Below are 3,972 nucleotides of genomic sequence, written 5' to 3' on the forward strand. Positions count from 1 at the left end.
CGCCAGCCCAAAAGCCTGCAACACCGGCCAAGACGAGCGAAGCGACGATCGATCATGCGGCGATGGGCCACGCCGCGCCGCCGGCTGAAGCAGCCGAGCCTGCCATGCAGGGCATGGACCATTCGCAGATGGGGCACGGCTCGCCCGCGAGCACACCTGCGGCGCCCACAGCGCAGGCGCAGTCGATGCAGGTCATGGATCACAGTCAGATGGCACAGCCCGCCGCGGCCGACACCTCCAGCACGGCCACGCCTGCGATGCAGGGGATGGGCCATTCGCAGATGGGCCATGATTCGCCCGCGCCCGCTACATCAGAAGCGGGAATGCAATCGATGGAGGGCATGGACCACAGCCAGATGGGACACGGGCCTGCAGCGCCAACGCAGCAGCGCACCCCGATTCCCGCGGTGACGGACGCAGATCGCAAGGCGGCCATCGCGCCGGAACACGCGCATCCGGTGCATGACAACTCGATCAAGAGCTACGTGCTGCTCAATCGCGTGGAAACCTGGGATGCCGATCCGGGCACCGGGCTGGGCTGGGAGGGCCAGGGCTGGATCGGTACGGACCTCAATCGCGTCTGGCTCCGCAGTGAAGGCGAACGCACGGATGGTCAGACCGAGTCGGCTGATCTGGAAGTGCTTTACGGCCGCAGTATCTCCACGTGGTGGGATGTGGTGGCCGGTGCGCGTCATGATTTCAAGCCTGGGGCTTCGCAGAACTTCGCCGCTATCGGTGTACAGGGCTTGGCGCCGATGAAGTTCGAAGTGTCCGCCACAGCCTATCTCGGCGAAGGGGGCCAGACTGCCGCCAACGTCGAGGCCGAGTACGAATTGCTGCTAACCAACCGGCTGATCTTGCAGCCGCTGGTGGAAGTCACCGTCTATGGCAAGAACGATCCATTGCGCGGGATAGGTTCGGGTCTGAGTACCGCTGAGGCGGGGCTACGACTTCGTTATGAGTTCACCCGAAAGTTCGCTCCCTACATCGGCGTGGTGTACGAGCGCGCTTTTGGCAATACCGCAGACATGCGACGCGAGCATGGCGAGTCCTTTGAAGACACGCGCTTGGTCATCGGCCTTCGTACCTGGTTCTAAGGGGAACTGACAATGAAATCCAACAAAAAGATGTGGGTATGGCTCGGTGCCGGCGTGGCATTGGTTGCGGTGGTCGCAACCGCCACGGTCTCTCTGGGCGTGTACAACGTGGCCGCCGACGATCCGCATAGTCGCCCGGTGTATGCGCTACTTGAAACGGCGCGCGAGCGTTCCATTGAGGTGCGCGCCGCCAAGCTTCAGCTACCCACGAACCTTGATGATCCTGAGCGTATCCGCCAGGGTGCGGGCAACTACAACGCCATGTGCGTGACCTGCCATCTTTCACCAGACGCGGCGGCCACCGAGATGAGCAAGGGCCTGTACCCCGCGCCACCGAACCTAAGCAAACAGCCGGTCGCTCCAGCTGAGGCGTTCTGGGTGATCAAGCACGGCATCAAGGCCAGCGGCATGCCCGCTTGGGGCGGCAGCATGGACGATGAGTTCATATGGAACATGTCGGCCTTCCTGCAGAAGTTGCCCACGCTGGACGCGACTGCGTACAAGGAACTTGTCGACAGCAGCGAGGGCCATTCGCATGGCGGCGGCGAGACGCAAGGCCACCATGACGACGAAAAGGCCGAGGATCACCCTGCCTTATTCGAGCCGGGCAACAACTCCATGCCGCATGCGCACCCGCCGGGCGTGGACGACGATCACCACGGCCCGACACCCAGCGACACGGAAGTCGGGTTGGTGAGCCACGGCCATCCCGACGGCAAGGTGGAGTCGCACCCTGCACCACACACGCCCGTGGCCGATGACGGCCATGCGCACACCCATTGATCTCCTTGGAGCCCACGCAATGAACGCAACAGCAATCTCGTTCACCCTCGCACTGGCACTGGCCGTCGTGTCCCCCGCAATGGCGCAGGCGACACAGCCGCACGCACATCACCCCGCTGCCGCGGCATCTGCGGACGTCGACGTCCCAGTCACTGCAGAGGCCGCGGTCGCCGTAGCGGAGCGTTTCAACAGGGCCCTGTCTAGCGGCGATCTGGCCACGGTCGAAGCCCTGCTCGCTGCCGACGTTCTCATCCTCGAGTCCGGGGGCGCCGAACGCAGCCGCGAGGAATACATGGGCCATCACGCAGTCAGCGATGCGGCGTTCCTCAAGGGCGCCCATCGCCAGCTGCTCCGTCAGCGCGCACGAGCCGCTGGCGAGTTCGCGTGGGTCGGAACCGAAAGCGAGTTGCATGCCCAGAAGGACGGCCAGCCACTGACCGTCCAGAGCGCCGAGACGATGGTGCTGAAGGAGACCGCGGACGGCTGGCGGATCGTCCACATCCACTGGTCCTCGCGGACCAAGCGCTGAGTCGAGAGATTGAAATGACTAGGCTCACATTGCACCGTCTGACTTTTGTGGTCCTTGCCGTGGCTGGTCTGGGTGCTTGCACCCAGGATGCTTCATCCGCGCAACCCACAACCTCGCCCTCCGCACAGGTTGTCGTCCAATCAGCCGACGCGACTCCAGCAGCCCTGCCACGCATGACCGTCCACAAGACCCCGACCTGCGGGTGCTGCGGTGTCTGGATCGACCACGTGCAGAAGGCGGGATTCACCGTGGATGTGCACGACATGGATGACCTGGGTCTGGTCAAGGAGCGGTTGGGTGTCCCCTATGCAAAGGGCTCCTGCCACACGGCCGAGATCGGCGGATACGTCATCGAAGGCCACGTTCCGGCCGCGGACATCAAGCGTCTCCTCGAAGAAAAGCCGAACGCACGCGGCCTGGTCCTCCCAGGGATGCCGCTTGGTTCTCCGGGCATGGAGGTCCCGGAGGGACGCCAGCAGCCGTTCACGGTCGAGCTGATCCATCGCGACGGAACCACTGAACCGTTCGCACAGCACTGATCCGTCGCAGCAACAGGGGACGGTGTTGCGGGCGCGCCGATTCTCGCCCGCGAGGAAGAAGGAGAACTACATGACTCACCATTCCGCAGCACACCGGCCCCAGGCCATGAACGAGTGCATCGACAACTGCACGCAATGCCATGCGATCTGCCTGGAGACCATCAACTACTGCCTGACCAAAGGAGGTGTTCACGCGGCCCCGGAGCATATCGCCCTGTTGGCGACGTGTGCCGATACCTGCGCAACCAGTGCCGACGCGATGCTGCGCGGTGCCAGCGTTCACGACGTGGTTTGCGGTGCCTGCGCGGAGATCTGCCGCCAGTGCGCCGATGCATGCGACGCCATGAACGACCCTGAGATGACGCGCTGCGCCGAAGTTTGTCGCCGCTGCGCGGAAAGCTGCAGCGCCATGGCAGCGTAATGCGTCGAGGATCCCGCCTGAGCCGGTGGGATCCTCGTCTCGCGAAAGCGGAAGTATCAAGAAAATCCGACAAATCGTGGTTTCGGTGACAGTCCGACATCTAACGCTTGTCGCATCGAACACAGCGCGGCCCCTCCCGAACGGGCTTTGCATCACATTCCAATGAGGATTTATCCATATGAAGTCGTCCAACGTCATTCGCTCCTTCGCGCTCGTCCTCGCAATCGCGGCCGGGCAGTTTTCGCTGCAGGTCGCGCACGCCCACGCCGCGCTGCAGCAGTCCACACCGGCGGCAAATGCGGTGGTGGCCTCGCCAGGCCAGATCGATCTCGTGTTCAACGAGACATTGATTCCGCGGGCGTCGCGTCTCAAGTTGCTCATGAAGCACGGCAGTTCCACCATGCCGATCGAGAATTTCACGACCGAGATCGTCAACAACGGCAAGACCCTGCGTGCCAAGTTGCCTGGACCGCTGGCTCCGGGCGTCTATACCGTGGAATACCGCGCCGTCGGTGGTGACAACCACCCCATGCCGGGCAGCTTCAGCTTCACGGTGCGCTGAGGAGTCGCGAATGTTCGACCTGTCGGCTTATGCACTGAGAT

Annotated in this window: 6 protein-coding genes; all 6 read left to right on the plus strand. The window is 63.3% G+C overall.

Annotation, left to right across the window (positions count from 1 at the left end):
• Nucleotides 1-1,097: copper resistance protein B (locus tag EO174_RS22725; protein ID WP_234830968.1), on the plus strand; the 1,097-nt coding region annotated here is incomplete at its 5' end.
• A 54-nt stretch (nucleotides 1,098-1,151) separates the two neighbouring features.
• Nucleotides 1,152-1,880 (plus strand): cytochrome c, encoded by a 729-nt coding sequence (locus tag EO174_RS22730; protein WP_234830925.1) that lies wholly within the window; start codon nucleotides 1,152-1,154, stop codon nucleotides 1,878-1,880.
• Between the two features lie 19 nt (nucleotides 1,881-1,899).
• Complete coding sequence (locus EO174_RS22735) at nucleotides 1,900-2,409, plus strand: nuclear transport factor 2 family protein (RefSeq protein ID WP_012480215.1); 510 nt, start codon at nucleotides 1,900-1,902, stop codon at nucleotides 2,407-2,409.
• Between the two features lie 173 nt (nucleotides 2,410-2,582).
• Nucleotides 2,583-2,948: a DUF411 domain-containing protein gene (locus EO174_RS22740; RefSeq protein WP_019184727.1), complete on the plus strand. Its 366-nt coding sequence runs from the start codon at nucleotides 2,583-2,585 to the stop codon at nucleotides 2,946-2,948.
• Between the two features lie 70 nt (nucleotides 2,949-3,018).
• Nucleotides 3,019-3,369, plus strand: coding sequence for a four-helix bundle copper-binding protein (locus tag EO174_RS22745; protein WP_012480213.1), 351 nt, complete (start codon nucleotides 3,019-3,021; stop codon nucleotides 3,367-3,369).
• Between the two features lie 178 nt (nucleotides 3,370-3,547).
• Entirely contained in the window at nucleotides 3,548-3,931 is a 384-nt protein-coding gene (copC, locus tag EO174_RS22750) for a copper homeostasis periplasmic binding protein CopC (protein WP_005413416.1), read from the plus strand.
• The last annotated feature ends 41 nt before the right edge of the window (nucleotides 3,932-3,972 follow it).

Origin of the sequence: Xanthomonas sp. BRIP62418, assembly GCF_003993495.1 — a bacterium.
Lineage (GTDB): Bacteria > Pseudomonadota > Gammaproteobacteria > Xanthomonadales > Xanthomonadaceae > Xanthomonas > Xanthomonas euroxanthea.

What these genes read in the sequence shown, in the direction of transcription:
- EO174_RS22740 (WP_019184727.1), top strand. Translation starts at nt 2,583, where the DNA reads ATGACCGTCCACAAGACCCCGACCTGCGGGTGCTGCGGTGTCTGGATC.
- EO174_RS22735 (WP_012480215.1), top strand. Translation starts at nt 1,900, where the DNA reads ATGAACGCAACAGCAATCTCGTTCACCCTCGCACTGGCACTGGCCGTC.
- EO174_RS22745 (WP_012480213.1), top strand. Translation starts at nt 3,019, where the DNA reads ATGACTCACCATTCCGCAGCACACCGGCCCCAGGCCATGAACGAGTGC.
- copC (WP_005413416.1), top strand. Translation starts at nt 3,548, where the DNA reads ATGAAGTCGTCCAACGTCATTCGCTCCTTCGCGCTCGTCCTCGCAATC.